The organism is Aeromonas enteropelogenes, from assembly GCF_020097295.1.
Taxonomy (GTDB): domain Bacteria; phylum Pseudomonadota; class Gammaproteobacteria; order Enterobacterales; family Aeromonadaceae; genus Aeromonas; species Aeromonas enteropelogenes.
Genome location: NZ_CP083625.1, coordinates 1,476,367 through 1,501,045 on the forward strand (window position 1 = coordinate 1,476,367; position 24,679 = coordinate 1,501,045).

Annotated in this window: 25 protein-coding genes; 18 read left to right on the forward strand and 7 right to left on the reverse strand. The window is 59.7% G+C overall.

Annotated elements, in window-relative coordinates:
• The first annotated feature begins 17 nt into the window (after positions 1 to 17).
• The 6 genes from LA321_RS06945 (at position 18) to LA321_RS06970 (ending at position 6,055) form a co-directional block, all read left to right on the forward strand.
• A complete protein-coding gene (locus tag LA321_RS06945; protein WP_042072448.1) occupies positions 18 to 1,037 on the forward strand; it encodes a glycosyltransferase family 9 protein in 1,020 nt (339 codons plus the stop codon).
• Positions 1,038 to 1,065: 28 nt separating this feature from the next.
• Entirely contained in the window at positions 1,066 to 2,163 is a 1,098-nt protein-coding gene (locus LA321_RS06950; RefSeq protein WP_042072450.1) for a glycosyltransferase family 9 protein, read from the forward strand.
• Positions 2,164 to 2,315: 152 nt separating this feature from the next.
• Positions 2,316 to 3,518: a 3-deoxy-D-manno-octulosonic acid transferase gene (locus LA321_RS06955; RefSeq protein WP_082043441.1), complete on the forward strand. Its 1,203-nt coding sequence runs from the start codon at positions 2,316 to 2,318 to the stop codon at positions 3,516 to 3,518.
• Between the two features lie 144 nt (positions 3,519 to 3,662).
• The gene (locus tag LA321_RS06960; RefSeq protein ID WP_042072452.1) at positions 3,663 to 4,793 is read left to right on the forward strand and encodes an ABC transporter substrate-binding protein; all 1,131 of its coding nucleotides are present in this window, start codon (positions 3,663 to 3,665) and stop codon (positions 4,791 to 4,793) included.
• Positions 4,794 to 5,053: 260 nt separating this feature from the next.
• A complete protein-coding gene (locus tag LA321_RS06965) occupies positions 5,054 to 5,416 on the forward strand; it encodes a cystatin domain-containing protein (protein WP_042072453.1) in 363 nt (120 codons plus the stop codon).
• A gap of 126 nt (positions 5,417 to 5,542) precedes the next feature.
• A complete protein-coding gene (locus LA321_RS06970) occupies positions 5,543 to 6,055 on the forward strand; it encodes a cupin domain-containing protein (RefSeq protein ID WP_042072455.1) in 513 nt (170 codons plus the stop codon).
• Positions 6,056 to 6,159: 104 nt separating this feature from the next.
• On the opposite strand, the gene LA321_RS06975 is transcribed toward LA321_RS06970, so the two are convergent.
• Positions 6,160 to 6,660: a DUF1993 domain-containing protein gene (locus LA321_RS06975; RefSeq protein ID WP_042072456.1), complete on the reverse strand. Its 501-nt coding sequence runs from the start codon at positions 6,658 to 6,660 to the stop codon at positions 6,160 to 6,162.
• Positions 6,661 to 6,927: 267 nt separating this feature from the next.
• Between LA321_RS06975 and ydfZ the strand changes: the two genes are divergently transcribed.
• Complete coding sequence (ydfZ, locus tag LA321_RS06980) at positions 6,928 to 7,125, forward strand: putative selenium delivery protein YdfZ (protein ID WP_042072458.1); 198 nt, start codon at positions 6,928 to 6,930, stop codon at positions 7,123 to 7,125.
• Positions 7,126 to 7,273: 148 nt separating this feature from the next.
• Here the strand turns inward: ydfZ and LA321_RS06985 are convergent, their stop codons facing one another.
• Positions 7,274 to 7,615, reverse strand: a complete 342-nt coding sequence (locus tag LA321_RS06985; RefSeq protein WP_042072459.1) for an SH3 domain-containing protein — start codon at positions 7,613 to 7,615, stop codon at positions 7,274 to 7,276.
• Positions 7,616 to 7,812: 197 nt separating this feature from the next.
• On the opposite strand from LA321_RS06985, the gene LA321_RS06990 reads away from it, so the two are divergent.
• The 3 genes from LA321_RS06990 to LA321_RS07000 all read left to right on the forward strand — a co-directional run bounded on the left by LA321_RS06990 (position 7,813) and on the right by LA321_RS07000 (position 9,201).
• Positions 7,813 to 8,250 carry a DUF2846 domain-containing protein gene (locus tag LA321_RS06990; protein ID WP_026456495.1) on the forward strand — a complete coding sequence of 146 codons (438 nt, stop codon included), beginning with the start codon at positions 7,813 to 7,815 and terminating at the stop codon, positions 8,248 to 8,250.
• A gap of 142 nt (positions 8,251 to 8,392) precedes the next feature.
• Positions 8,393 to 8,608, forward strand: coding sequence for a helix-turn-helix domain-containing protein (locus LA321_RS06995; protein ID WP_082043439.1), 216 nt, complete (start codon positions 8,393 to 8,395; stop codon positions 8,606 to 8,608).
• Positions 8,605 to 9,201 (forward strand): ScaI family restriction endonuclease, encoded by a 597-nt coding sequence (locus LA321_RS07000; protein WP_082043440.1) that lies wholly within the window; start codon positions 8,605 to 8,607, stop codon positions 9,199 to 9,201. Before LA321_RS06995 ends, LA321_RS07000 begins: the two co-directional genes overlap by 4 nt.
• Here the strand turns inward: LA321_RS07000 and LA321_RS07005 are convergent.
• Positions 9,190 to 10,044, reverse strand: a complete 855-nt coding sequence (locus LA321_RS07005) for a DNA-methyltransferase (RefSeq protein ID WP_209418317.1) — start codon at positions 10,042 to 10,044, stop codon at positions 9,190 to 9,192. The two genes, LA321_RS07000 and LA321_RS07005, sit on opposite strands and share 12 nt — an antisense overlap.
• 521 nt (positions 10,045 to 10,565) lie before the next feature.
• A complete protein-coding gene (gene uvrD / locus LA321_RS07010; RefSeq protein WP_042072460.1) occupies positions 10,566 to 12,737 on the reverse strand; it encodes a DNA helicase II in 2,172 nt (723 codons plus the stop codon).
• A 504-nt stretch (positions 12,738 to 13,241) separates the two neighbouring features.
• Here uvrD and LA321_RS07015 point away from each other — a divergent pair.
• From LA321_RS07015 to LA321_RS07040, 6 genes are all read left to right on the forward strand, one after another.
• Positions 13,242 to 14,240, forward strand: a complete 999-nt coding sequence (locus LA321_RS07015) for a BMP family lipoprotein (RefSeq protein ID WP_042072461.1) — start codon at positions 13,242 to 13,244, stop codon at positions 14,238 to 14,240.
• Between the two features lie 86 nt (positions 14,241 to 14,326).
• Positions 14,327 to 15,907 (forward strand): ABC transporter ATP-binding protein, encoded by a 1,581-nt coding sequence (locus LA321_RS07020; protein WP_042072463.1) that lies wholly within the window; start codon positions 14,327 to 14,329, stop codon positions 15,905 to 15,907.
• A gap of 82 nt (positions 15,908 to 15,989) precedes the next feature.
• Positions 15,990 to 17,108, forward strand: coding sequence for an ABC transporter permease (locus LA321_RS07025; RefSeq protein WP_042072464.1), 1,119 nt, complete (start codon positions 15,990 to 15,992; stop codon positions 17,106 to 17,108).
• A 4-nt stretch (positions 17,109 to 17,112) separates the two neighbouring features.
• Positions 17,113 to 18,078, forward strand: coding sequence for an ABC transporter permease (locus LA321_RS07030; RefSeq protein ID WP_042027341.1), 966 nt, complete (start codon positions 17,113 to 17,115; stop codon positions 18,076 to 18,078).
• A gap of 222 nt (positions 18,079 to 18,300) precedes the next feature.
• On the forward strand, positions 18,301 to 18,933 hold the full coding sequence (locus tag LA321_RS07035; RefSeq protein ID WP_042072466.1) for an SCO family protein: 633 nt from the start codon (positions 18,301 to 18,303) through the stop codon (positions 18,931 to 18,933).
• 68 nt (positions 18,934 to 19,001) lie between these two features.
• On the forward strand, positions 19,002 to 20,291 hold the full coding sequence (locus LA321_RS07040; protein ID WP_082043442.1) for an MATE family efflux transporter: 1,290 nt from the start codon (positions 19,002 to 19,004) through the stop codon (positions 20,289 to 20,291).
• A gap of 10 nt (positions 20,292 to 20,301) precedes the next feature.
• Here the strand turns inward: LA321_RS07040 and trmL are convergent, their stop codons facing one another.
• The 3 genes from trmL to LA321_RS07055 form a co-directional block, all read right to left on the reverse strand.
• On the reverse strand, positions 20,302 to 20,766 hold the full coding sequence (gene trmL, locus LA321_RS07045) for a tRNA (uridine(34)/cytosine(34)/5-carboxymethylaminomethyluridine(34)-2'-O)-methyltransferase TrmL (protein WP_042072469.1): 465 nt from the start codon (positions 20,764 to 20,766) through the stop codon (positions 20,302 to 20,304).
• Positions 20,767 to 20,829: 63 nt separating this feature from the next.
• The gene (locus LA321_RS07050) at positions 20,830 to 22,200 is read right to left on the reverse strand and encodes an ATP-binding protein (protein ID WP_042072472.1); all 1,371 of its coding nucleotides are present in this window, start codon (positions 22,198 to 22,200) and stop codon (positions 20,830 to 20,832) included.
• Entirely contained in the window at positions 22,182 to 22,877 is a 696-nt protein-coding gene (locus LA321_RS07055; RefSeq protein WP_042072473.1) for a response regulator, read from the reverse strand. The genes LA321_RS07050 and LA321_RS07055 overlap by 19 nt, the downstream gene beginning before the upstream one ends.
• 85 nt (positions 22,878 to 22,962) lie before the next feature.
• Between LA321_RS07055 and fieF the strand changes: the two genes are divergently transcribed.
• Positions 22,963 to 23,874: a cation efflux pump FieF gene (gene fieF, locus LA321_RS07060; RefSeq protein WP_042072475.1), complete on the forward strand. Its 912-nt coding sequence runs from the start codon at positions 22,963 to 22,965 to the stop codon at positions 23,872 to 23,874.
• Between the two features lie 10 nt (positions 23,875 to 23,884).
• Positions 23,885 to 24,664: a serine O-acetyltransferase gene (cysE, locus tag LA321_RS07065; protein WP_026457437.1), complete on the forward strand. Its 780-nt coding sequence runs from the start codon at positions 23,885 to 23,887 to the stop codon at positions 24,662 to 24,664.
• The last annotated feature ends 15 nt before the right edge of the window (positions 24,665 to 24,679 follow it).

A 24,679-nucleotide genomic window follows, 5' to 3' on the forward strand; every position in this document is an offset into this window, starting at 1 on the left:
AGCAAGGCTGTTGCGTTATGAATCTGAAAAAATGGGTCAAATACCGGTTTGCTCGCCGTTTGATGGCGGCGCAGCCGGCTGTCGCCGAGATAAATGAGCCGGTCAAATCTCTGCTGGTGATCTGTTTCGATGCCATCGGGGATTTCGTGCTCTCCCTACCGGCGCTTGATGCACTGCGGCGTCGTTACCCTGATGCGCAGATGGAGTTGCTTTGCAGCCCGCGCAATCTGGTGCTGGCCAGACAGGTGGATGGCGTGGTGGCCTGCCATCCGGTGACGCTCAATGATCGTCTGTTTGATCGTGCCGGTTGGAATACGCTTCGTGAGCTGAAGGTTCGGCGGTTTGATGCGGTAATTAACCTTTTCGATGAACCGGACGAGCTGGCGATGGCCAGAATGCTCTATGTGGCCAATGGCCGCCTGCTTTCCCTGCCGCTGCGTCGAAAGAGCGACAACCAGCAAAAACTGTTACCGCTTTTTCGCCAGTGTGCGCGTGAGGTGGCCGCAACGACCCAGCCCCATTTCGTCTACCGGATGCTGGCCATCGTGGAGGGAGAGGGGGCCTTGCCTGCCAATATTCCCTGCCCATACAGCCCGGACTATGACACGCGCCGGTTTGGGCGTTATGTCGTCGTCAACCTGGCGGGAAGTCAGAGCGGCAACTCCATCAGCCGGGAGCGGCAAACGGCCATTCTGGCCGCCCTGCCGATATTGGATGATGTACGCTATCTCTGCTTCAGCTCCGAGCCGCTGGCGGTCGAGCGTTCCGACCTCACTGCGCTCTACCCCGATTCGATCCTGGATGCCGCCAGCCTGGTGCGTGATGCGGTGGCGGTCGTCTCGACAGATACCTCGATCGTCCATATCGCCGCCTCCCATGAAGTGCCGACCCTGATCCTGATGAACGACGAGCCCTGGCGCGAGGCCTTCATTCCCCTGCACGGTCCTCACCGCATTATCAAGGTGCCTGGCAACAGTCTGGATGCACTCAAGTCTGGTGAAGTGGCTGCCGCCCTGAGTGACATGCTGGTATCCTGAGCCCCTTTTCTCTGCATTCGAGGATCCCATGGCGTTGATTAACAAGCTGCAGCTGGCGCGCGATGTGCTGCGTCGCCGACTGGGGCGCTGGCTGTTTGACAAAGCCTGCTCGCGCCCTGCCGATGATGGCAAGAGCAAGGTCGTATTGTTGCGCTGGGATGCCAAGCTGGGAGACGCCATCGTCTCCTCCTGGGTGGCGCGGGAGATCCACAAGGCCCAACCCGGCCGTGAAGTCTGGGTGGTGACGACACCGGCCATGGCACCGCTGTTTCGCGAGCATTTCGGGGTGGACAGGGTGGTCGAAATCCCAAAACGTCCCGGTTATGGTGAACTCAAGCGGTTGGCTCGTTCCCTGGGGCGGGTCGGCTATCTGGTACATCTGGGCAAATCGCTGAAGATGAAGGATATCTACTTCCTGAGCCAGGTCGATGCTTGCCACGTGGCCGGGATGGATGACGAGCTTGCCTGCATCGATATCAAGCTGGGAGCCCGCACTGCAGGGCGCCATTTTGCCGACAAGTTCGCCGAGCTGCTCGCCTGCATGGGGATCGCATCCCCTGACACTCGCTACATCATCCCGGCAAAAGCTGAATGGGAGAGTGCCCTGGCCGTATGGTGGCCGACGGATCGACCCGTTATTGCCTTCAATCCCTATGGTAGCGGTGGTGCCCGTCGGCTACGGCCGGACCGCATCGCTTCCATGCTGGAAATCATGCTGGCAGGCTGCTCGCAATCCATCTGTCTGTTGTTTCCACCCGGGTTGGAACAGGAAGTTGCCGGCCTCAAGGCCGGCGCTTCTGCGCCAGAGCGGATCCGGCTCTCTCCCGAGCAGCCCTCACTCGGCGGCCTCTTTACCCAGCTTCGGCACAGTGCCGCGCTGGTGTCGGTCGATACGGCAACTGTGCATATCGCGGCCGGGCTGGGTCTGCCCATCCTCGGGCTCTACAACCCGGATCTGGGTGGTGGAGGCGAAAATTACGCCGAATGGCATCCGAACACACCGGATGCGATGATCCTGTTTTCAACATCGCTGGAGACCCAGGATATCAACTCGCTGGATATGCAGGCTTTCGAGCAGGCATTTGCCAGATGGGTTGCCACCATGGGAGGAGAAAATCGTGCTTAATACCGCAGTGACAACCAACCGAGCCACAGGGGCTGAATGACATGAATGAGAAGGCGAAGTCGGACAGACTTTTTTATCTGGGGGTTATCGGGGGCTTGCTGATGTCTCTTGTCTTCTTCCAGTTTCAGCTCCTCACCGGCGACCAGACCCAGATGCTCTACAAGGGCTATCTCGGTGCCTATGAGGGGGTCTGGCTCAGCTACGGCAACGCGGCGAGTGCGGTGGGCAATGTGCCGGGCAGCTTGTCGGCCTGGCTGATCGGCGGGCCGCTGCTGCTGTGGGATTCACCCTACGCGCCCGTGCTGCTGTTGCTGGCGATGCGGCTGGTGGGTTTCCTGCTGTTTGATGCGGTGATCCGTCAGGTGTTTGGTGACAGGGTACGGCTGCTGTTTCTGGTGCTCTGCTGGCTCAACCCCTGGTTCCAGTACGAGAGCCTGCTCTACAACCCTTCCTATCTCTTCCTCTTCTCGGCCATGCACTGCTGGTCGGCCTGGCATATGCGCGAGCGGGCCTCCTTCTGGCACATGATCGTCCATCTGCTGGCCATCGGCATGGCGATGCAGCTGCACTACTCCTGGCCGCTGCTGGCGGTGATGTCGACCTACCTGTTCTGGCGTCGCATCCTCAAGGTGAGCTGGAGCGGCGTGGCGGTAGCGGCCCTGTTGATCGGCGCCTCCCTGATCCCCTACGCCATGGAGGTGATGAGCAACAGCCAGATCACCCAGAACGTCGACCCCGAGGCGCGCCAGCGTTACATCGGCTGGGGTCTGGTGCACGTCTATCCGGTGCTCAAGTCCGTACTCTACTGGCTGCGTTACGGCTCCTGGTTGTTTGCCAGCAAGCTGGTCAACGATACCCAGTTCATCTGGCTGGCGGGCCATGAATATTTGCAACTGGTCGCGGTCTGGCTGTGGCGCCTGGTGATCTACGGGGTAGGCTCGGCCACCGTGCTGCTGGCGGCCAAAGCCAACTGGCAGTTGTGGAAGAGGCTCAAACCGCGGCTGATGCGCAGCGACCGCGCCCTCGTGGATGGCGAAAGCTGGCTCGGCCTCTATGCCGTCGCGGCCGTGTTGGCGGTGCTGGTGAGTGCGGCGCTATCGCCCATCATCTTCAACTACTGGCACCTGATGCTGATATTCCCCTATGCCCTGTTCCCCATGCTGTTGTTGCTGGTGGAGTGGAGTCGCCGTTATCCCCAGTGGGTGGGCAAGGGACTGTTGGCTGCGACCCTGTTTTGCACGGTCGTCAACCTGATTGCCGCCACCGACAGCACCAAGTTCTCCTATCAGGCGGACTACCAGCAGCAGGTCGAAACCTATCTGCAAGAGGAAGGCCTCGCCCCTCGCCAACCCTGATAACCCGTCAGCCCCGCTCTCGTGCGGGGCTGATGCTATTTGGGGCGTGCTGGCTGGGCCGGTTATCTCTTCACATACATCAAAGGTGCGATCGCGCCGCGCTCCTATACTCCATCAAGATGCTCATCTCAGGAGTAAACGGCCATGCGTCTACTGTTTCTCTGCTGCTTGTTCGTAGGGACTCCGCTGCTGGCGGCGCCGATCCAGCTCAAGTTGCTGGAGTGGGGTTATCTGCCCGCCGGGTATGAGCAGCAGTTTGCCGACTATGCCAGGGCCAACGGGATGGAGGTGACGGTCAGCCGGGTCGAACCACTGCTGACCGACTTTGACAGCGTTTACCGGGCCTTGCGGACCCGCTCTGCCGATGTGGTGATGCCGACCAGCTATTTCTACAAGGCGCATCATCACCCCCTGTTCAAGTTGCTGTTGCCCATCGACTTCAGCCGTCTGAGCCACTATCCGGAGTTGAAACCGACCCTCAGGAATACCGAATATGACAAGCAGGGGGAGCGCAATTACTCAGTCCCGTTCACATACGCCATGTTCAGCCTGGCCTACGACAGTAAGCAGATTGCCCAGGCGCCGACCAGCTGGCAGGTGTTGGCTGACGATCTGCCCCAGGGGCAATTTGCCGTGTTTTGCGATCAGTTCGAGCCCCTGTTGTTCTCCGTGCTGCTCTCCCTTGGCAAATCACCCGCCCTGTTTGCCAGTGGCGAGATGCTGGCCGATCAACCATTGCAGCAGGAGGTGGAGCGGCTCCTGACCCGGCGTCTGAAGTCCAGTCGCGGTTTCTGGTTCAATCAGACCAATAGCTGCGAGGCTCTGCGTCAGCAGCGGCTGGCCACCACCTGGGGACTGGAGCTGGTGGAGTGCAACCGGCAAAACGGCCAGCAGTGGCGGATCGCCATGGTGCAGGAGGGGGCCATCTATGCGCTGGATGCGCTCTCCATCGCCCGCCATGTGAAGGATGACCCGGACAAGCTCAAGGCTGCCTACCTGCTGATCGACTTTCTGCTGAGTGCCCCGTTGCAAAGCCGGATGCTGGTGGGCACCCCCACCATATCAGGCAGCAACCTGGCTGCCCGACCCCCGCTCACTCCCGAGGAGCAGGCTGTGCTGCCCGAACGCGCAATGCCTGAATTTGATGAACGGCTGCTGGTGCCCGCACTGCCCGCCCATATCAAAAACCGTTACAAGCGGATGGTGCAGCAGGCACTGGTCGCCAGCGGCAAGGCGGAACTGGCCAAGCAGTGTCCCTGGGATGTGGAGAACTGACGTCTGCCCCGTGATTGACCGCTATCGTGGGATCGTCAGAGCCAAACAACGGCAATTCTGGCTTTTTCTTGAACCGAGTGGCTTGGCCTTTCCGTCATCCCGAGGCTTGGCATGGTTCACGCCTCTTTCTTTTTTCGGCCTTCTCCCGGCGCTTATACCGGATCGATCTGCGCTCTCCTGCCTGTCTGGCCGTGATCGCTGCGACAATATTGCGCGCGCTCTCTTGATAGAGTGGTCATTTTGAGACTGGAGAACACCAGATGAAGCGAGTGCTATTTCCCATCCTGATGGCGGGCATGCTGGGGGCCTGCAGCAGCACGCCGCAGCAACCGCAATGTGCCGCGCTGGCCGGTGGCTGGCAGGTTCAGGCCCTGCCGAATACCCAGGCCGACGCCGCACTGGCCAGTGTGCTGGCACGCATGAACACGGCTGCCAAGCTCGAGAGCATCCGCGAGGTGCGCAGCCAGGTGGTGTCCGGAGTCAACTACGATATCGAATTCCAGCTCGACAATGGCGAGGTATGGAACACCCGCGTCTATCGGGATCTGAAGGGCAATTATCAGATGACCCGGGTTGCCCAACAGGGCGAACTGCCCCCGCTGCCATGCATCAAGGGGAAGTAACAACGACTCCCATCAAGCCCCTCGCCTGAGGGGCTCATCTGGCCAGCCGACTTCCGCTATTCCTATGCCCAGCAGCAAAGGTAGGATGAGCGTCCACCTTTAGCGCCCGTGCCACAGGAGCCCGCCATGAGCCGTCACCCATTCATCAAACACTGGAGCGAACTGCAAGATCCGGGGCCGGGTTGCTACGCCGGCAGCCAGGAGCGACTGTCCCAGGGTAGTCCCCTTGGCAGGCACTACGGCTTTGCCCGCATCGGCATACACCACGAACTGCTGGCCCCGGGTCATCGCACCAGCTGGCCCCACGCCGAAGAGACCGAGGACGAGTTCGTCCACGTGCTGGAAGGCACTCCGGATGTCTGGCTCGATGGCACCCTTCATCGGCTGCAGCCCGGCGACTCGGTCGGCTTCAAGGCGGGCGATGGCTTGGCCCACACCTTTATCAACAATACCGACAAGCCGGTGCGGCTGCTCTGTGTCGGCGACAGGGATCGGGATGACAATCGCATCCACTATGCCCTGCACTCCGAGCGAAACCGCCAGATCGGCGAGCGCCACTGGGACGATGTACCGGCCCGTGAGCTGGGGGATCACGATGGCCTGCCCGACAAGCTGCGCGAGAGCCAAGGGCCGTTTTAGCGCCTGGCTGCCCCTCTGAAACGCAACAGCCTGCCGGATGGCAGGCTGTTGGTTATCTGGTGGCTTGTTCTCGCGACGGTGATCCGGTGTGGTGCCGGCAATCCTTACTGCAGCTTGATCCCGCCCAGATAGTCGCGCTTGCCGAGATCGACTCCCGCCTGGCGCAGCAGGGCATAGGTCATGGTGAGGTGGAAGTAGAAGTTGGGAATGCCGTACTCATGAACGCAGGTATGGCCGTCCATCCCCTTGCCACCGGCCCAGTAGGGGAAGTAGTGGCCGCTTTCGTAATCGCTGTAGTCGGCATCCAGCTTGCTTTGCAAAAAGGCGATGGTGTTGCCGATATGGGCGCGCAGATCCGCCATGGTTTTGGGGTCGTCCACCATGGCCGGTGTCTCGCTGTGGCTGGCGGTGGCCACCACGGCGCGGGCCGAATCGCAGCAGATCAGCACCTGTTTGGCGAGCGGCAGCATGTCGACGATAAGGCGCTCGTTGAAGAAGTTCTCCACATTGAACTGTTTCGCCTCGGCATGGGATTGCGCCTTGGCCAGGCAGTGGTCGAGGTTGGTCAGCATCTTGATAAACTGGGCTGTGATATCGCGGTTCATGGTGCATTCCCTATAGGTTGAAAGCGGCTTGGTGCTAGCGAGGTTCACTATAACGGATCCGCCTTTCGCTTCGAGCCCATGGCGGCAGAAAGCGCAGCTCGCGGGCGTGTAACGCGACAGGCTCTGCCTGCGATCCCGGGTTTCCTCGCCGTGATGAGTCCCTCTTTGCCCCTTTTTTGATCTGTGACATACATCCCGTTTTTTCAGGGGCGTAGTCTGGCTCCGTTGTCCCGGGCACAGGCCCGGACACAGGAAAAGGAGAAAGTAATGAAGATCTATGATCGCAACAGAAACGTGCTGAACATCGGCCAGCGCGTAATGATTGCCGCCACCGGCGCCGTCGATACCCTGAAGGAGGCCCACACCGACAATATGACCCCCTATGAGGCAGAGCATGAGAAGTGTGTGCTGCTGGCAAACTCCGGGGAGCGTTACGCGCCCATCGAGTTGATTAGACTAGGCTGATAACCCGCTTTATCTGTCACCCTATTCTTTACAATTCACCCGGCCGCAGCACCTCGTCTGACGGCCGGGTTTCTGACTCACCTCCGGCTTTACCACCAACGTTTATTACGTGGATGTGAGTCTGCGCCCCGGCCTTATCCATGGCCTCTTATGATGCCAATACGATGCAACTGGCCGGTATCCAGCCGGATTCGCCCCGTTCCCCTTGCACCCAGAGCCAGCCGGCCAGCTCACGTACTACCGTGACCAGCTCCCCCACCGCCACATCCAGCTCGCGGGCGGTGTAATCCTGCTGCGCCAGCGCCTCTCCTTCGCCGATGGAGGTGAGCAGCGACAGCGGGGCCCACCCCTCGTTGCCATCGGACGTGACGGTACGCACCCAGCCTGGAAATTCGTCGTCTTCATGGCCAATACGCACTCGCTCCCCGGCCTGAAAGCCGATGGGATTGGGGTAACTGGTTTGGTGAGCTGTGGTGATCAATGCCTGCATGGTCTCTCTCCAGATGAGTCATCCTCTCGCCACTATCGCAGCAACCGATCAGCTAGGGGGAGAGAAGCTGCATATCGGCCTCGATTAATTCCCGGAAAAGAGAGGCGGGTCACGGCTTGAAGGGCAATGGGTAATTGCCTGCCAACCAAGCTCCATGCGAACCTTTACCTCCCTTTAATCCAATAAAAACAAAGACTATGTTCAGGAAAATAATGGTAACCGCCGCCCTGCTGTCGGCGGGTCTGTTGTCTGGTTGTGCCTCCGTGCCCATGGCCGATACCTCGGCGGATGCCCAGGCCAAGCAGTTTGTCGCCCCGGCCAATGCCGCCAACCTCTATATCTATCGCAATGAAACCTTCGGAGCCGCCGTCAAGATGCCGGTGCTGGTGGATGGCATGGCGGTCGGTGACACGGTTGCTCACACCTATATCCTCAAGCAGGTGACGCCGGGCAGCCACACCATCACCTCCAAGTCGGAGAACGATGCCACCCTGACCCTCAGCACTGAGGCGGGTAAAAACTACTACGTCTGGCAGGAGGTCAAGATGGGCCTGCTGATGGCCCGCTCCAAGCTGAGTCAGGTCAGTGAAGAGGAAGGCAAGCAGGGGGTGATGGAAAGCAAGCTGGTCAAGTGACCAGATATTTTCACCTAACAAATACGGCGTAGCCTCATCAGCTACGCCGATGTCAGAAAGGTGGGTGTCCCAGATGGTCCATAGTTAACAAGAAACTTATAGTCTGTAGACTTATAGTGTTCAGCATGCAGATAATATCTGCATGAAAGAAATAAAAAAGAAGTTTGGTGAAAATATGAAATTTCACCGACAAGAGCAACATCTATCACAAGAAGAACTTGCGGATAGATGTTCTTTACATAGAACGTATATCAGTTCTGTTGAACGTGGTGAGCGAAATATTAGCTTGGAGAATATTATTATCATATCCAGAGCATTAGATATTACACCAGCAGAGTTGCTTAGAGGTATTAAATGAACAGATCTCCCTACGCCGGTCGTGACAAGTCAGAATGGAAGTCAATAACAGATAAATTAATTAATGAACATCCATTATCAGGTGAATTTATTGTAAAGGTGGTACATGCTGCTTGGGATGGTCTATTCAATACATCCATAGGAAATAATGGACTTAAAATAGGTGAGCATATATTCCCTAAACCTCAAGTCATTGGCGCATTGCTCCATGAACTTATTCCAGCAGAAATAGAAGCTACTTTACCAAGGGAATGGAGAGGCGAAAAAAATGCAGGTGATAAAGACATCGTGTATATTCCAGATGACTTTTATTCTATAGAGTTAAAAACATCGTCAAATTCATCTCGAATTTTTGGCAATCGCAGTTATGCTCAACAGCCTACAAAAGGTAAAAAAAGTAAGGATGGTTTCTATTTGGCAGTAAATTTCTGGAAATTTACTGCCAATAAAGTAAAACCTGAAATTCAGACTATCAGATTTGGATGGCTTGACCATACTGACTGGAGAGGCCAGAAGGCTCCATCTGGACAACAATCCAGTCTTTCACCAGAAACTTACGAGCTAAAATTTAAAACTCTATACTCAAAAAGATAAAGCACACTGAGCTGTTTTTAGCTTTGAATCCTCTTGGTAATTGGTTATGCGTTGGCCTGCATAACCAATATATTTCTCTTCAAGCTCAAATCCTATAACCATTCTCTTGTTTCTAAGAGCACACTCTGCCGTACTACCAGATCCCATGAAAGGATCTAATATCAGATCTCCTTCATTGCTAGAGGCAAGCATCATCCTCTCAACCATTGCCATAGGGAATTGAGCGGGATGTGGAGTCCTTTCCGCTGATGAGCGATTTTTACCTGATGTAACTTTAGGAATCTGCCAAACATCAGAAGGATTCTTACCATTAGGATTACATTTCAATTTTCCATTTTTTTTCTGATTTGGATACTTCACATCCGGATCGCGGACATCGTCCAAATTGAATATGTAATCATTTTTGTCCTTTACATACCACAATAACTTTTCATTCCGTGGGGAGAATCTTTTCTTGCATGCAACTCCAGCAGAATAATTCCAGACTACTTCTTGAATTAGATAAAAAGGTGTTCTATCCCAAAGAAGGTATGGAATAGGAACAGCCAACCCTTTGGATTCAACTTCTAGGTATCCTAAGTTAAGCCAAAATGTCCCATTGGGTTTCGTTATTCTGTGAACCTGTTGTATCCACGACTCACACCAAGACAAGTAATCATTAAGATTACTTAACGTCTCGTACTCTTTACCTATATTGTAGGGAGGAGATGTAATAGTGGCATCAATTAATCCATCAGGTATTTGTTTCATGCCCTCGAGGCAATCTCTATTATAAATAACCACACCATCTTCTTCAAAAGAAGGCGTGCCTAAAATAGACTTAATTAAGTTTAATTTTTTCATTGTCATGAAACTTATAGTATTCACCAATTAATGTTGAGTCAAGCTTATTCATTGCAAACTCCCCGACAAAAAACAGTTTGTCACAGAACCATATGAGCACCACTTGGAGTCAAACATACCGCTTAGCAAAGCCGAAGTGGCCTCGATTGGGCGCAAGGATACGGGAATCCGAAGTGGACTTGGGCTGGAACCATGGAAGAAGAAGACGCAAGCTCAAGTGCTGTCTGCGGCGGCCCGTCCGACGTTGGCTTTGAACCGAGGGAACTGACGAAGTCAGCGCATTAGCGGGGGGGGGCTTTTTTTCGGTGACTTTTCTTTAGCTACACAAAGAAAAGTCACCCGCCTAAGCCCGAAGGGCGGGCGAAACTCTGTCGAGAGCAGAGACCTCGTGCCCTGCACCGCATTAGCCGTGCCACGCTGTCAGCGACAAGCCCTAGCGAATGGTACGATCCATTCATCCCAAAACCAGCTCCCGTGAGGAGAGAAGGACACAAGACGGCGGTGGCGGGTATGCTTGCGCACTACAGCGCTTCCAATCTGGCATACGCCGTCACCAGCCACTTGGCGCCGACGTCGTCGAACTGGATCTGCACCCGGCTCTGCTGGCCGACCCCTTCGAAGTTGAGCACTATGCCTTCGCCGAATTTTGGATGCAGCACCCGCTGGCCGAGCTTGATGCCGCTGGCGTCGAAGCTCTGCTGCACCTCGTTCTGGCTAAAGCGGCCGTACTGGGTGGGGCGGCTGACCTGGGTGCGCAGCCGGATCTCTTCCAGACACTCGGCGGGCATCTCGCGGATAAAGCGGCTCGGCTTGTGGAACATCTCGCGGCCGTAGATACGGCGGCTCTCGGCATAACAGATGTAGAGCTTCTCCATGGCGCGGGTCATGCCCACGTAACAGAGGCGCCTTTCCTCTTCCAACCGGCCCGACTCCTCGGTGGATTGCTGGCTGGGGAACATCCCTTCTTCCACGCCGACCAGCAACACCAGCGGAAACTCCAGCCCCTTGGCGCTGTGCAATGTCATCAGCTGCACCGCGTCGGCATATTCGTCGGCCTGATTCTCGCCGGATTCCAGCGCCGCGTGGGCGAGGAAGGCGGAGAGATCGCTCATATCTTCCAGCTCGTCCGGGCGCTGGTACTGGCGGCAGGCGGTGACCAGTTCGTCCAGGTTTTCTACCCGTGCCTGGGATTTCTCGCCCTTCTCCGCCAGATACATGGCCTTGAGGCCGGAGTTCTGGATGGCGATATCCGCCTGCTGGTGCAGGGGCAGCATGGAGACCTGCTCTTCCAGCGCGTCAATGAGCTCGACAAAGCCGCGCACCGCATTACCGGCGCGGCCGGTCAGCACCTTGTCATTGAGCAGCCCCTTGGCCGATTGCCACAGGTTGAGCCCCTGATCCCGGGCGTTATTGCGCAGGATCTCGAGGGTGCGATCGCCGATGCCACGGGTCGGGGTGTTGACCACCCGCTCGAAGCTGGCGTCGTCGCCGCGGTTGTTGATAAGGCGCAGGTAGGCCATGGCGTCCTTGATCTCCTGGCGCTCGAAGAAGCGCAGGCCGCCGTAGATGCGATAGGGCATGGCGTCCTGCATCAGCGCCTCTTCCAGCACCCGCGACTGGGCGTTGGAGCGATAGAGGATGGCGCAGTCGGCGAGCAGGCCGCCTTTCTCTTTCCAGTCCTTGAGGCGGCCGACCACGAAGCGCGCCTCGTCCACCTCGTTGAAGGCGGCGTAGAGCGAAATCGGCTCGCCCTCGGCCCCTTCGGTCCACAGCTCCTTGCCAAGGCGCTCGGCGTTGTTGGCGATGACGCTGTTGGCGGCTTTGAGGATATTGGCGGTGGAGCGGTAGTTCTGCTCCAGGCGGATGGTCTGCGCCCCCTCATAGTCGGTCAGGAAGCGCTGGATGTTCTCTATCTTGGCGCCGCGCCAGCCGTAGATGGACTGGTCATCGTCGCCGACGATCATCACCTTGCCGCTGTTACCCGCCAGCATCCGCAGCCAGGCGTACTGGATGCCGTTGGTATCCTGAAACTCGTCCACCAGGATGTTCTGGAAGCGGTCGCGGTAGTGCTCGAGGATGTGCGGCTTGTTCAGCCACAGCTCGTGGGCGCGCAGCAAGAGCTCGGCAAAATCCACCAGCCCGGAGCGATCGCAGGTCTCCTGATAGGTCTTGTAGATCTGCTGATAGGTACGGGTGACGGGGTCGCCGTAAAGATCGATGTCGCCGGGGCGCAAGCCCTCGTCCTTCTTGCCGTTGATGTAGCCCATCACGGCGCGCGGGGCCCAATGCTTCTCGTCGAGGTTGAGCGCCTTGAGCACCCGGCGAATGAGGCGGTACTGGTCGTCGGAGTCGAGGATCTGGAAGTCCTGGGGCAGGCCCGCATCCAGATAGTGGGCCCGCAGCAGGCGATGGGCGATGCCGTGGAAGGTGCCGATCCACATGCCGCGTACGCCGTCACCGATCACCTTCTCGACCCGGCCGCGCATCTCGGCCGCCGCCTTGTTGGTAAAGGTCACCGCGATGATGGAGAAGGGTGAACAGCGTTCCACCTGCATCAGCCAGGCGATACGGTGCACCAGCACCCGGGTCTTGCCCGAACCGGCACCGGCCAGCACCAGCAGGTTGCAACGGGGGGCCGCCACCGCGTCTCTTTGCTTGTCATTGAGCCCGTCGAGCAGGGTTGAAACGTCCATCACCACTCCTGTTTATTTATACAGGCTGGGATTATACGGCCATCCCCCCGTCAGACCAAACCCAAAGTCAGGGGGCGGGCATCGGGGGAGGGGCCAGCATTCCGATGTGATGTCTATCTCGGGCGTAAACCGAAGAAGGGGATGAAGGGGGCGGCGGGCCACACTGTCGTCACAGCCCCGGCGCAGTGCGGGAATTTACGAGCCGAATCACGGACGGGCAGGGGGAGAGATGAATCTCGGGAAAACGATTTACATTAACCCATTGAACAATAAGAGAAATATCTTTTGGGCCTTTAGTCATTCAGAACAAAAAACTTAAAAATCGCCAAAAAACAACATGTTATATAGTTACTTGCTTATAACTCAAACCGTTAGCGCAAACGTTTTTCTATTATCATCTGCTTGACCCCCACCCGGGCTGACTTAGAGTAAGTCTGCGTGCTAGTTGGCCTGCCCGGGCAGGCAAGCAGGTTCCCTCACTTAATAACAATCAAGGATACGATCGTGACTAAAGTGCTCAAGCTGGCCACCGTGGCCACCCTCACCCTCGCCGCCCTCTCAGCTCAGGCTGCTTCCGAGCCCGCCGTGATCTACGACACCGCCGGCAAGTTTGACAAATCATTCAACGAAGCCGTGTTCCGCAACGGCGTCGAAGTCTACAACAAGGACAAGGGGGTCAAGGTCAAGGAGTTCGAACCCCAGAACGAAGCCCAGCGCGAACAGGGCCTGCGCCGTCTGGCCAGCCGTGGCAACGGCCCCATCGTAGCGGTCGGTTTCAACATGGGCTCGGCAGTAGAGAAGGTCGCGACCGAATTCCCGAAAACCCAGTTCACCATCATCGACATGGTGGTCGACAAGCCGAACGTGCAGTCCGTCATCTTCAAGGAGCATGAAGGCTCCTTCCTGGTCGGTGCGCTGGCGGCCATCGCCTCCAAGACAGGCAAGGTCGGTTTCGTGGGCGGCATGGATATCCCGCTGATCCGCAAGTTCCAATGCGGCTACGAGCAGGGCGCCAAGTACGTCAACCCGAAGATCGACGTGTTCCAGAACATGACCGGCTCCACCCCGGCGGCGTTTGCTGACCCGGCCAAGGGGGCGGAACTCGCCAAGTCCCAATTCGCCAAGGGTGCGGACGTGGTCTATGCCGCCGCCGGCGGTACCGGCATCGGTGTTTACCAGGCTGCCAAGGACGAGGGCAAGCTGGCCATCGGCGTGGATTCCAACCAGAACCACCTGCAACCGGGCACCATGCTGACCTCCATGGTCAAGTCGGTGGGCCTGGCCGCCTACCAGACCTGGGATGACGCCGCCAAGGGCGAGTGGAAGCCGGGCATCAAGAATCTGGGCCTGGCCGAGGGCGGTGTGGATTGGGCACTCGACAAGGATAACGAGAAGCTGATCACTCCGGAAATGAAGGCCAAGGTAGACGCCATCAAGGCCGACATCATCGCCGGCAAGATCAAGGTTCATGACTACATGAGCGACAACTCCTGCAAATACTAATCAGAACCTAGCTACGACTCTCAACGCACCGACCGGCCCGCACGGGCCGGTTTTTAGTCTTACTTCATGACACGCAGGGCTGCATCATGGACCAGACAGATCGCTATGCCATCGAATTAAGAGGTATCGATAAGCGGTTTGGCGACGTATACGCCAACAAGCTGATTGACCTCCAGGTTCGTAAAGGCAGCATTCACGGCATTGTCGGCGAGAACGGCGCCGGCAAATCCACCCTGATGAGCATCATTTACGGTTTCTACCATGCCGACAAAGGCGAAATGCTGATCGACGGGAAACTCTTCAAACCCCATGGCTCACAAGATGCGATTGCCGCAGGGGTGGGCATGGTGCACCAGCACTTCATGCTGGTGAACAACTTCACTGTGTTGGAAAACGTCATCCTCGGCGCCGAAAACGGCTGGCACCTGCGCCAGAGCGTGGCGGCGGCGGAAAAGCTGCTCGGCGAGCTGGCGCGGGACTATGGTCTCGAAGTGCCGCTGCACGAGAAGGTGGAAGATCTGCCGGTGGGCCTGCAGCAGCGGGTCGAGATCCTCAAGGCGCTCTATCGCGGCGCCCGCATCCTGATCCTCGACGAGCCGACCGGGGTACTGACCCCGCAAGAGGCGGATCACCTGTTCGAGGTGCTGAAAAAACTGCGGGATCAGGGGGCGACCATCATCCTCATCACTCACAAGCTGCGGGAGATCCTGGCCATCACGGATCAGGTCTCCATCATGCGCCGTGGCGAGATGGTGGCCCACGTGGCCACCAAAGACACCGACAAGGAGCAGCTCGCCGAGCTGATGGTGGGGCGCAAGGTGCGCCTCAAGGTCGACAAGGGCCCGACCCGGCCGGGCGAGGCCAAGCTCAAGGTCGAGGGGCTGTGCTATGTCGACGCCAGCAAGGTGGAGCGGGTCAAATCGGTCAGCTTCGAGGTGCGGGCCGGTGAAGTGGTCGGTATCGCCGGGGTCTCCGGCAACGGCCAGTCCGAACTGCTCAGCCTGCTGGGGGGCATCCTCAAGCCGAGCAAGGGGGGCTTTACCATCAGCAGTCGCGACGGGGTGCACCGAGTGAGCGCCGAGCATCCCGCCGATCCCGAGCTAGTGCGCAACTATGGCCTCGGCCATGTGCCGGAAGACAGGCACAAGATGGGCCTCATCAACCGCTTCGAGGCGAAAGAGGCCTTCATCCTCGGCTATCACCGCCGCCCGCAATACAACAAGGGGTGGCTGCAGAACAAAGACGCGATCCAGCAGGATTGTCAGGCCAAGATGGAGAAGTGGGACGTGCGCCCGCCCAGCCCCGAGCACAAGACAGCCAACTTCTCCGGCGGCAACCAGCAGAAGCTGGTGATCGCCCGGGAAGTGGAGCAGGACCCTGACGTGCTGCTGATCGGTCAGCCGACCCGCGGGGTCGACATTGGCGCCATCGAGTACATTCACCAGCAGGTGATCGCCATGCGCGACAAGGGCAAGGCGGTGCTGCTGGTGTCGGTGGAGCTGGACGAGATCATGAGTCTGTCGGATCGCATCCTGGTCATCGCCGATGGCCGCATCGTTGGCGAGCTGGATGCCGCCAAGGCGGATGAGCGCACCATAGGCCTGATGATGGCGAATATCGTTCCCGATGAAGTGGCTGCTGGCCCGACACAAGGAGCGACGCCATGATGATCACCTCTATTTGTCGTCAGCGCGGTCTGATGATGGTCAATACATCCGTGACCGATGACGTTGCCAAGGAGGCCCGCTGATGAGCCAAGTTCGTGTCCCTGCCTGGGTCTCCGTGGGCGTCTTGTCTGCGGTCAATATTCTGCTGGCCTTTCTGGTGTCGGCGATCCTGTTCTACTACCTCGACATCAACCCGGTCGATGCCGCTGAGATCATGTGGTACGGCGCCTTCGGCACCGGCGAGGGGATAGGTTTCACCCTCTACTACGCCACCGGTTTCATCTTCACCGGTCTGGCGGTGGCGGTGGCCTTTCACGCCGGCTTGTTCAACATCGGCGGTGAGGGGCAAGCCTACATCGGCGGTCTCGGCGTCGGCCTGGTTTGTCTGCTGCTCGGCGATGTGTTGCCGTTTGCCCTGCTGCTGCCGCTGGCCATCATTGCCGGCGGCCTGTTTGGTGCGGCCTGGGCCTTTATCCCGGCCTGGCTGCAGGCCAAGCGCGGCAGCCACATCGTCATCACCACCATCATGTTCAACTTCATCGCCGCTTCCCTGATGGCCTATCTGCTGGTGGAGGTGTTCAAGCCGCCCGGATCCATGGCCACCGAGAGTCGGGTGTTCGCCGAGGCGAGCTGGCTGCCCAAGCTGAGCACCATGGCGGCCAGCTTCGGGATGGAAGTGCCCAATAGCCCGCTCAACATCAGTTTCGTCTGGGCGTTGATCTGTGCGCTCCTGGTGTGGGTCTTCATCTGGCATACCCGCTGGGGTTACGAGATCCGGGCGGTGGGGGCGAGCCAGAGTGCCTCCGCCTACGCGGGCATCTCCTATCCCAGAGTGGTGATCCTGGCCATGGTGATCTCCGGCATGCTGGCGGGTTTCTTTGCCCTCAACGTGCTGCAGGGGGAGCTGCACCAGATCAAGCTCAACTTCGTGGAAGGGTTTGGCTTCACCGGCATCGCGGTGGCCCTGATGGGGCGCAACCACCCGGTCGGCGTCATCATCGCCAGCCTGCTGTTCGGCTTCCTCTATCAGGGGGGCGCCGAGCTCAGCTTCGAGTTCGGCGTTGACCGCAACATAGTGGTGGTGCTGCAGGGGTTGGTGATCCTGTTCTGCGGCGCGCTGGAGCACATGATGCGCCCGCGCATCGAGCAGCTCTATCTGGCCTTTGCCAGCCGCTCAACTGCACAAGTGAAGGGGGCCTGATCATATGTTTGAACTGCTGATCCTGATGCTGGATGCCACCATCCGCACCGCGCCGCCCCTCATACTGGCGGCCATGGCGGGCATGTTCTGCGAGCGCTCCGGGGTGGTCAACATCGCCCTGGAGGGCAAGCTGCTGGCGGCCGCCTTCGCCGGCGGTGCCGCCGCCGCGGTCTCCGGCTCGGCCTGGGTCGGGCTGGGGGCCGGGGTGCTGGTCTCGGTGCTGTTTGCCCTGATGCACGGCTTTGCCACCATCACCCACCGGGGTGATCAGGTGGTGAGCGGCATGGCCATCAACATCCTGGCGGCCGGTCTGACCGTCACCCTGGGCCGTTACTGGTTCGATCAGGGGGGCCAGACACCGGCGCTCTCCGGCGATGCCCGCTTCGCCCCCATCGATCTGCCCTATGCCAAGGAGCTGTATGACGTGCCCGTCATAGGCCAGCTCTACAGCGAGCTCCTGAGCGGCCACTCCCTGCTGGAGTACCTGGCGTTCGCCGCCGTGCCGCTGGCCTGGTGGGTGCTGTTTCGCACCCGCTTCGGCCTGCGGCTGCGGGCGGTGGGCGAGGCCCCGGCGGCGGTCGATACTGCCGGCATCTCTGTGGTGCGGATGCGCTACACGGCGCTCATCATCGGCGGCCTGCTGGCGGGGCTGGGCGGCGTCTACCTGTCGGTGGCCCAGACTGCCCAGTTCATCCCCAACATGAGCGCGGGCAAGGGCTTCATGGCGCTGGCCGCGCTGGTGTTCGGCAAGTGGCGCCCCTGGAATGCCATGGCTGCCTGCCTGCTGTTCGGCTTCCTCGATGCGGTGGCCATCCGCCTGCAAGGGGTGAGCGTGGGGGGCTTTGCCATCCCGGTACAGGCCATCGAGGCGCTGCCCTATATCCTGACGGTGTTCCTGCTGGCCGGTTTTATCGGTCGTGCGGTGGCGCCCAAGGCGCTCGGCACCCCTTATGTGAAGGAGCGGGAGTAGCGTCTACGCGTTCTCTATGCCCGGGGCCCCATTGGCGGGCCCCGTTCCAAAGCCCCCTCGTCATAGAGGGGGCTTTTGTTTTTACAGGATCTGGCGTTGGCAAATTGCCCGACAAGAGGTTGATGCGCGATGACGACCCGTTTCCGGCCCATTGGAGTTACAATACCGGCCTCCATGTGACCACTGCAGGTCAGATGCACCGAACTGAAAGGGTCTCTTGTTATGATGAAGCTTCGTTATCCCCTGATTTTTCTGCTGTTGACAAGCTGCCTCATCTTCGCGTTCTACGTCACCCGGCCAGAGATGCCGGAGCATGCCGACTACTATCCCGCCGCACGGGACATCAATGACTTCACCTTTACCGACGCGGACAATCAGCCCTTTACCCCCGCCAATCTGCTGGGACACTGGACCTTCCTGTTCGTCGGCTACACTTTCTGCCCCGATATCTGTCCCACCACCATGGCCGATTTGCGTTCCATCTACGGCGAGCTCAAGCAGCTGGCACCCAACAGCCAGGTGGTGTTCGTCTCGGCGGATCCCCAGCGGGATACCCTGGAGCGCCTCAAGACCTACACCGCCTTCTTCAATCCCGAGTTCAAGGCAGTGACGGCAGATCACGACAAGCTGTTTCCCTTCGTGCGCAACCTGGGGCTCATCTACTCCATCGCCAATCAGGGGGAGAAGGATTACCTGATCGATCACTCCGCCTCCATCGTGCTCATCAACCCCAAGGGCAAGCTGCAGGGCGTGTTTCGCCCGCAGGTGGCGCCGGGTCAGGTGCCACGGGTGCAGATGGCGACCCTGCTCTCTGACTTCTCCCGCATTCTGAAGCTGTCGGGCAACCGGGAGTGACCCGTCCGGTTGCGCCCTGGTGGCGGGATCCCGCTCGCCACGGTGCCGTCTTTGCCCTCGCCCTGCCCATGGTGTTTTCCAACATCACCACCCCCATGCTGGGGCTGGTGGACACCTGGGTGATCGGTCATCTCGGCGAGGCCTGGTTTCTCGGCGGTGTCTCGGTCGGCTCGACCCTCATCAACCTGATCTTCTGGCTGCTCGGCTTCCTGCGCATGTCCACTACCGGGCTCACGGCCCAGGCCCATGGCGCCGCCGATCAGCGCGCCCAGCTCGATGCCCTGGTGCGGGCGCTGGGGCTGGCCATCGTCATGGGATTGGGGCTGCTTGTGCTGCTCTTTCCCCTGTTGCCCTGGCTCATCGCCCTGAGTGGCGGCTCTGCCGAGGTGCAGCTCTATGCCGGCCAGTACGTGGCGGTGCGGATCTGGAGTGCGCCGGCGGCGCTGTGCAATCTGGTGATCATGGGTTGGCTGCTGGGGATGCAGGATGCCCGCAGTCCCATGGTGATGCTGATCCTCACCAATCTGGTCAACATGGCGCTGGATGCCCTGTTCGTACTGGGGCTGGGCTGGCAGGTGCGCGGCGTGGCGGCGGCCTCCGTGCTGGCGGATTACGGCGCGCTGACAGTCGGCATCTGGCTGGTTCGCCACCATCTGCGCCAGTTGTTGCCCGAGGTGTGGCAGGACGGCTGGCAGCGCTGGCGGCGGCTCGCCCCCCTGAAGCGGCTGCTCGGGCTGAACCGGGACATCTTCCTGCGGGCGCTCTGCCTGCAACTCTGTTTTGCCTTCATGACCCTGCAAGGGGCCAGGCTGGGGGACGTGGCGGTGGCTGCCAATGCGGTGTTGCTCAACTTCCTGATGCTGATCTCCTACGGGCTGGACGGCTTTGCCTACGCGGTGGAGGCCATGGTGGGCCGCGCCATCGGCCAGCGGGATCGCCAGAAGCTGCGGGAGGCCATCCTGCTCAATCTGGGCTGGGCCGCCCTGATCGCGGCTGGATTTACTTTGGGATTTGCCCTGCTGGGCAGCCAGTTTATCGGCCGGATCACCGATATCCCGGAGGTGGTGGTCGCGGCCAATGGCCAGCTGCCCTGGCTGGTGGCCATGCCGCTGCTGGCGGTCTGGTGCTTCCTGCTGGACGGGGTCTTCATCGGCGCCACCCGGGCGCAGGAGATGCGCAACAGCATGCTGCTGGCGGTCTTCGGCGGTTTCTTCCCGGTCTGGTGGCTGACCCAGTCGTGGGGCGTGGCCGCCCTGTGGGCGGCGATGGCCGCGCTCATGGTGGGGCGTGGCCTAACCCTGGGGTTCCTGTGCTGGCAACTGGAGCGCAGCGGCCGCCTGCTCGACGCCCGCCACTGATTTTCCAACCTTAGAGGGCGCCTTCGTAGCCCAGCTGGCGCCAGCTTTCGTAGACGAACACCGACACCGCGTTGGAGAGGTTCATGCTGCGGCTCTGGGGCAGCATGGGGATGCGCAGCCGCTGTTCGAACGGCAGGCTCTCGATAAGATCCGCAGGCAGGCCGCGGCTCTCCGGGCCGAACAGCAGGGCATCGCCCAAGGCAAACTGGGCTGCCGAGTGGGCGGTGCGTCCCTTGGTAGTGCAGGCGAACACCCGCTTCGGCGCCACCGCCGCCAGGAAGGCTTCAAAGTTCGGCCAGCGCTTCACCTCGGCAAATTCGTGATAGTCGAGCCCCGCCCGCTTCACCCGCTTGTCATCCCACTCGAACCCCAGCGGCTCTATCAGATGCAGCCGGTAACCTGTGTTGGCACAGAGCCGGATGATGTTGCCCGTATTGGGCGGAATTTCGGGTTGGTAGAGCACGATATCGAGCATGGCAAGGCTCCTGCTGGGACGGAAAGGGCGCCAGCATACCCAGCGCCCGTGGCGTTGAAAAGATCAGGCGATGGGCAGGCGGATGGTAATGGTCAGCCCGGTCGGCTGGTTGCTGCTGGCCTGAATGGTGCCGCCGTGACGATGGATCGCCTCCGAGGCGATGGCGAGCCCGAGCCCTGTGCCCCCGGTCTTGGCGTTGCGGGCATCGTCGACCCGAAAGAAAGGCAGAAACAGCTGCTCCTGCTGCTCTGGCGGCACGCCTGGGCCGTCGTCGCGGATGATCATCACCCACTCCCGCCCCTCCCGATACCACTCCACCTTGATGAATTCGCGGGCATATTTGAGCGCGTTGCGCAGCGGATTTTCCACCGCCCGCGCCAGCAGCTCGGGCCACATCGGCAGCGACTCGGCCGGCAGTGGCGGCAGGCGCAGCTGCTTGCCGCTCTGGTTGGCTTCGAACATGGCGTCTTCTAGAATGGGCTCCAGCAGCTCGGCCAGCGGCTGCACCACTGGGGCCTCTACATGCTGCTGTACCCGCGACAGATCCAGCAGGTCGCCGATCAGCTTGTCCAGCCGGCCAATCTCCGACTCTATCCGCGCCAGTTCGGCGCTGTCGCCCTGCTTGCGGCGGATCAGGGCCTGGGCCAATTGCATCCGGGTGAGCGGGCTGCGCAGCTCGTGGGAGATGTCAGATAGCAGCTGTTTCTGCTTCTGGATCATGCTCTTGAGGGTATCCACCATGTGGCTCACGTTGTCGGCCAGCTGGCCTATCTCGTCACCCCGGCCGAGGTTGGGGATCTGGGTCTCCAGGCTGCCGGCAGCCAGCAGGGAGACCGCTTTTTGCAATTGCAGTATGGGGCGGGTCAGGCGCCAGGCGAGCAGCAGGCAGAGCGGTGTGCTGACCAGCATGGCGACCCCGAGGATGCGGATCGGGTGATCCAGGATCTGGATGAACAGGAACAGATAGGGGGTATCGACGTTGAGCCCGAAATAGACGTGGTACTGCTGGCCGCGATGCTCCATCAGGAAGGGACCGACGATGGCCTTGCGATCCTCGTGACCCAGCATGGGGTGGTTGGGGTTGTCGGCATCTACCATGAAACGGACCACGAACTTGCGGGGATGGACGGTGGACTGGATCTGGCCGTTGGCACCGCGCACATAGACGTTGTCCACCGGCAGCATGGTGATCTTCTCCATCGCCTTTGCCAGATCGAAATCCCGCGCCGGGTCGGCGGCATCCTTGAGGATCTGCACGTTGTGCTGCATCCGCATCGCCTCGTGGGCAGGCAAAGGGAGCTGGTTGCGCGGATCCAGGTTGGGCAGGCTGATGACGGCGGCCATCATCACCAGCAGGATCAGCCAGAACCAGACGAAGATCTGGGTGGAGAGGCCGCTGATCGAGGGCGCTTTGATTACTCCTGTTCTAGCCACAGATAGCCGCGCCCCCGTACAGTCTTGAAGCGGGGCTGGCCATCGAGCCGTTCCGGCAACTTTTTGCGCAAGTTGCTCAGGTGCATGTCGATGGCGCGATCGAAGGGCTCCAGCTTCTTGCCGAGCACCTGTTCCGAGAGGTGACTCTTGCTGATGATCTGGCCCGGGTTGCGCAGCAGGCACTCCAGCAGGCCGAATTCGGTGGCGGTCAGCTCCAGCGGCTGCTCGCCGCAGCATGCCTGCTGCAGGCCCGGTTGCAGTACGATGTCCATGAAGTGAATTTCGTCGGAGCCGTGGCCGCGTTGGGGCTGATGATTCTGGGTGCGGCGCAGGATGGCCCGCACTCTTGCCAGCAGCTCCCGATCATCAAATGGCTTGGCCAGATAGTCATCGGCGCCGGCCTCCAGGCCGTTGACCCTGTCCTGGCTGTCGCCGCGGGCGGTCAGCATCAGCACCGGGGTGTCGTGGGTCTTGCGCAGTTGGGTCAGCATGGCAAAGCCGTTCAGTTTGGGCATCATTACGTCCAGCAGCACCAGATTGAAGCGTTGCTCTGCCAGTCGCTGCAATCCCTCTTCACCATCCTCGGCGACCGTGACCTGAAATCCTTCCAGGGTCAGAATTTCGGTGAGCAGCTGGGTCAATTCAAGATCGTCATCGACCAGGAGTATTCTGTTCATCGGGTGTTCTTCCGCAGATTTTCGCGCCAAACTGACGCCGGGGTGAAGGTATAATAATTTTTTACGCGATAGAGGAAAGCCGGATTTGAGCCATCAACACTATTCCCGTTGGGTGACCTTTGCCAGCATGGCGGCGGTGGCGACAGCCACCCTGCTAATCATCGGCAAGCTGATCGCCTGGATCATGACCGACTCGTCGACCCTGCTGGCCTCCCTCACCGACTCCTTCATGGATGTCAGCGCCTCCATCATCAATCTGCTGGCGATCCGCTATGCGCTGGCTCCCGCCGATGACGAGCACAGCTTCGGCCACGGCAAGGCCGAGTCCCTGGCCGGGCTCATCCAGGCGGCGTTCATCTCGGGCTCGGCCCTGCTGCTGGTGATGCACGGCATCTCCTCCCTGCTCAACCAGACGCCCATTCTGCGGCTGGAGGCGGGGATCTGGGTGACGGTCGGTTCCATCGTGCTGACCCTGCTGCTGGTCAGTTTCCAGAGTTTTGTCATCCGCAAGACCAACAGCGTGGCCATCAAGGCCGACATGCTGCACTACCGCTCCGATCTGCTGCTCAACGGTGGCGTGCTGCTGGCGCTGGTGCTGGCGGGGCAGGGCTGGTATTGGGCAGATGGTCTGTTTGCCGTGCTGATAGGTGGCATTTTGCTGTGGGGAGCCGTCCATATCGGCTACGAGTCAGTGCAGGCGCTGCTCGATCGTCAGTTGCCAGCGGAAGAACAAGCGAGAATAATGGCCCTCTGCTGTGCCGTAGATGGCGTTCACGGCGTCCACGATCTGCGTACCCGTCAATCCGGGCCGACCCGATTCGTTCAGTTGCATCTGGAGCTTGACGATCAGATCCCCCTGGTCAAGGCCCATCAGATAGCCGATGAAGCCGAGCAGGCGATACGCCAGGCATTCGAGCGAATGGATGTCATCATCCACATGGACCCCATCTCGGTACTGATAAAAGAACAACAGAGTCCTCACCCCGAACAACAGTAGGTTGCACCACATGGATGATCTGGTTGCCAAAACCTGGCAAAAAATTCAGCAAGAAGCGCTCTGCATGGCGGCCGAAGAGCCCATGCTGGCCAGCTTCTTCCACTCCACCATTCTCAATCACAAGAATCTGCGTTCGGCTCTCAGCTTCCAGCTGGCCAACAAGCTCGACAGTGCCACCATGCCCGCCATCGCCCTGCGCGAGGTGATCGAGCTGGCCCTGCGCAGCGAACCCGAACTGCTGGCCATGGTGGCGGCCGATATCTGCGCGGTGCAGGAGCGTGACCCGGCGGTCGATCTCTTCTCCACCCCGCTGCTCTACCTCAAGGGCTTTCATGCCCTGCAGGGGTACCGGGTCGCCAACTGGCTGTGGCGCCAGGGGCGCCGTTCCCTGGCGCTCTATCTGCAAAACCAGATCTCCGTAGTTTTCGGGGTGGATGTGCACCCGGCGGCGCGCATCGGCAAGGGCATCATGTTTGACCATGCCACCGGCATAGTGGTGGGTGAGACGGCGGTGATCGAGGATGATGTCTCCATCCTGCAGAGCGTGACCCTGGGCGGGACCGGCAAGGAGAGCGGCGATCGTCATCCCAAGATCCGCGAAGGGGTGATGATAGGGGCGGGCGCCAAGGTGCTCGGCAATATCGAAGTGGGCAGGGGCGCCAAGATAGGCGCCGGCAGCGTGGTGATCAACCCGGTGCCGCCCCATACCACGGTGGCCGGGGTGCCGGCCAAGATTGTGGGCCACCCGGAGTGCGACAAGCCTTCCCTGGATATGGATCAGTGCCTCTGATCCCCTGACCGAGAC

Bases quoted from the DNA above. Each gene is read 5' to 3' on its own strand.
- LA321_RS06985 (WP_042072459.1), bottom strand. From the start codon at position 7,615: ATGCAGGCATTGATCACCACAGCTCACCAAACCAGTTACCCCAATCCC.
- LA321_RS06975 (WP_042072456.1), bottom strand. From the start codon at position 6,660: ATGAACCGCGATATCACAGCCCAGTTTATCAAGATGCTGACCAACCTC.
- ydfZ (WP_042072458.1), top strand. From the start codon at position 6,928: ATGAAGATCTATGATCGCAACAGAAACGTGCTGAACATCGGCCAGCGC.
- LA321_RS07000 (WP_082043440.1), top strand. From the start codon at position 8,605: ATGAACAGATCTCCCTACGCCGGTCGTGACAAGTCAGAATGGAAGTCA.
- LA321_RS07055 (WP_042072473.1), bottom strand. From the start codon at position 22,877: ATGAACAGAATACTCCTGGTCGATGACGATCTTGAATTGACCCAGCTG.
- trmL (WP_042072469.1), bottom strand. From the start codon at position 20,766: ATGCTCGATATCGTGCTCTACCAACCCGAAATTCCGCCCAATACGGGC.
- LA321_RS06965 (WP_042072453.1), top strand. From the start codon at position 5,054: ATGAAGCGAGTGCTATTTCCCATCCTGATGGCGGGCATGCTGGGGGCC.
- LA321_RS07030 (WP_042027341.1), top strand. From the start codon at position 17,113: ATGTTTGAACTGCTGATCCTGATGCTGGATGCCACCATCCGCACCGCG.
- LA321_RS06970 (WP_042072455.1), top strand. From the start codon at position 5,543: ATGAGCCGTCACCCATTCATCAAACACTGGAGCGAACTGCAAGATCCG.
- LA321_RS07020 (WP_042072463.1), top strand. From the start codon at position 14,327: ATGGACCAGACAGATCGCTATGCCATCGAATTAAGAGGTATCGATAAG.
- LA321_RS06945 (WP_042072448.1), top strand. From the start codon at position 18: ATGAATCTGAAAAAATGGGTCAAATACCGGTTTGCTCGCCGTTTGATG.
- uvrD (WP_042072460.1), bottom strand. From the start codon at position 12,737: ATGGACGTTTCAACCCTGCTCGACGGGCTCAATGACAAGCAAAGAGAC.
- LA321_RS07025 (WP_042072464.1), top strand. From the start codon at position 15,990: ATGAGCCAAGTTCGTGTCCCTGCCTGGGTCTCCGTGGGCGTCTTGTCT.
- LA321_RS06950 (WP_042072450.1), top strand. From the start codon at position 1,066: ATGGCGTTGATTAACAAGCTGCAGCTGGCGCGCGATGTGCTGCGTCGC.
- LA321_RS07040 (WP_082043442.1), top strand. From the start codon at position 19,002: ATGGTGTTTTCCAACATCACCACCCCCATGCTGGGGCTGGTGGACACC.
- LA321_RS06960 (WP_042072452.1), top strand. From the start codon at position 3,663: ATGCGTCTACTGTTTCTCTGCTGCTTGTTCGTAGGGACTCCGCTGCTG.
- LA321_RS06995 (WP_082043439.1), top strand. From the start codon at position 8,393: ATGAAAGAAATAAAAAAGAAGTTTGGTGAAAATATGAAATTTCACCGA.
- LA321_RS07035 (WP_042072466.1), top strand. From the start codon at position 18,301: ATGATGAAGCTTCGTTATCCCCTGATTTTTCTGCTGTTGACAAGCTGC.
- LA321_RS06955 (WP_082043441.1), top strand. From the start codon at position 2,316: ATGCTCTACAAGGGCTATCTCGGTGCCTATGAGGGGGTCTGGCTCAGC.
- cysE (WP_026457437.1), top strand. From the start codon at position 23,885: ATGGATGATCTGGTTGCCAAAACCTGGCAAAAAATTCAGCAAGAAGCG.
- LA321_RS06990 (WP_026456495.1), top strand. From the start codon at position 7,813: ATGTTCAGGAAAATAATGGTAACCGCCGCCCTGCTGTCGGCGGGTCTG.
- LA321_RS07005 (WP_209418317.1), bottom strand. From the start codon at position 10,044: ATGAAAAAATTAAACTTAATTAAGTCTATTTTAGGCACGCCTTCTTTT.